Origin of the sequence: Ligilactobacillus acidipiscis DSM 15836, assembly GCF_001435755.1 — a bacterium.
Classification (GTDB): Bacteria; Bacillota; Bacilli; order Lactobacillales; family Lactobacillaceae; genus Ligilactobacillus; species Ligilactobacillus acidipiscis.
The window spans coordinates 1-2233 of the sequence record NZ_AZFI01000235.1 but is presented as its reverse complement, the minus strand read 5'-3'; the positions used below and the strand labels follow the sequence as shown (position 1 = coordinate 2233).

At 38.9% G+C, this 2233-nt stretch carries 2 protein-coding genes; both read right to left on the bottom strand.

Going from position 1 to position 2233, the window contains the following annotated elements:
- Positions 1–820 precede the first annotated feature (820 nt).
- Positions 821–1765, bottom strand: coding sequence for a nucleoside hydrolase (locus FC65_RS10240; RefSeq protein ID WP_056972614.1), 945 nt, complete (start codon positions 1763–1765; stop codon positions 821–823).
- Between the two features lie 190 nt (positions 1766–1955).
- Positions 1956–2171, bottom strand: a complete 216-nt coding sequence (locus FC65_RS10235; protein WP_056972612.1) for a hypothetical protein — start codon at positions 2169–2171, stop codon at positions 1956–1958.
- Positions 2172–2233 lie beyond the last annotated feature (62 nt).

The following is a 2233-nucleotide window of genomic DNA, read 5'->3' as shown; positions in this document are numbered from 1 at the left end:
CAACTGTACAACCAGTTTGAGCAAGGATCTCCTCTTTGTTCTTACCTTGTTTAAGGAGTTCCTTGGCCTGAGAGATCTGTTTGCCAAATATTTTAGTTAAATGTTTGACTTTAACTTTTTCTGTCATTACATGCCTCCAATAAATCCGTGCTTTCTTATGCTGCGAAGTGTTTGGTGTACCTGATAAACAATTAAGAACCATCGGCTGAAAAATGTTTAGTACACCCTACACTGCCCTAGCAGTTGATATTCGTCAGGCCAGCCTGATAACTGGCCTTTCTGCTCGAATAAAAAAGACTTGAACTGTCTACAGCTTGAACCTTCGTTATTATAGTTTATTGCCTAGCGTATACCTTACTGAATAAAATGAAAAACATGATACAAAAAGAGATCGATCGATGCTTTATTAGCTTTGATCGGCCACGCTGTAAAATAACTATAAAACGAACTTGTGGTCCAACATTACAAAAATGTTACAGCCGAATCATTAAGATTACCTTAACACATATTCATAACAAGTCCGAATTATATGTCTGGTCACTACCTATCTTAAGGTTTTCTTAATATTTATCCATGGATTTTACTTAAAATTTTATAGACAAAATTCAGATTTAAAATCAAATAAAGACTTTTAAATAGCCTTTTGGAAAAGAAAAATTTTTTCTTCTCAAAATTATCCACACAAAAACTAATAGTGCCTGCTTATTTAAGTTACAAATAAATCTAAAGAGCTCTGCTTTCAGGTAAAAAACACGCACAGTTCTAAAACAAGTGCGTACTTAAATTTTATCGTCATAATTTGCTAGTCTGTAACAGTCTTTTATTTGCTAGGGGCTAATTTTGCTAATTCATCGATTTTGTCATAAAATGCGGCAGCATCAACACTGGTAACAAAAGTAATTTCCCTGCCCTTATCAGTTTGAAATGTCCGTCCTTCAGAAAAGCCGGTGGTAATAACATCAGTCTTGACCCGCTTGGACTCAATTAATTCAGGATAGCGGCTGCTTAAGGTTGTCAAAACATCCCATAAATAATAGATCGAGTTTGCTTCAAATGAGTGAACCAATGAATATCCTTGGCCGATCAGATCAAGTGCAGGATATGACCTTTGTGCAGCCCATCGTAAACGCAACTCCGAAGTCAAAGGGACCTGGTTAGTACTATCAAGACCCACCATGACAATTTCAATATTGGAATCCCAGACGGTCTTCACAGCTTCTGCGTCCCAGTATGCATTCCATTCCATTGTATCGTCAGCTCCAGGCGCGGCTACGTTCCCTTGACTGCCTAAAACGCCGCCCATCCAATAGAGTTTGTCGATTTTTTCCGTGATCGTAGGATCAACTTTTAAGGCGCGGGCCAGATCTGTCAGGGGCCCCGTCATGACCAAAGTTACTTTTTTGGCAGAATTTTGCAGTTTATCGATCATGTCCAAGTGCCCAGGTTTCTCAGCTAGCGGCGTTTGTATTTGTCCGCCATTTTCATTTAACAACGGGAAATCGTCAAACGAAAAGACACTTAACCGCCAAGCATCCGGAAACTGATGTTTAGCCCGCGAATTCGATTTAGCTACATCAGCTGGTTTGCGGTCAGCATGACCAAAACGATCAATGATCTTACGTGAAGCCGAAGAAGCCGGGTCAACGTACCCATCAGCATCGGTCACCCCGACCCCTAACAAATTAACATCTGGCATTTGTAATAACAGTAACAGTGAAACTAAATCATCGACATTTCCATCATGATTAAAGTAAAAATTACGCATGTAATAACCCTCCAGCTAGTTTAGTCAGGTGCATACGGCAAAAGATCTTCTTACCCTAGCGGCCTTATTTATTTAACAGTACGCAAGTTTCGGTGTGCCGTCAAGCAAAATAGCCACACTTTTCCAACCGTCCATTTCTCAATAAAAAAGCCTTAGGTCTCCATAGATCAGAGACCTAAAGCAACTACAATTATTGTTGTGAAACACCAGAAATTATATACCATAACATGATCACCATTAAAAACACATCGATCGCAATATTAACTTTAGTTATTGACTGGCGTTTTTTTGAACTTGGTTTGCCTAGTTCATCAGTTTTACTGCGAAAATGCTGAATATCGTGGATCAGAGCCCAGACATCAACGGTAAATACAAATGCAAAAATAACTATGGTTGAAAATTTCATCTTTTGCCTCGCTTGTTATTCAAACTTATTTCTACATATATACGCGTGGTGCTAGTTCGTAA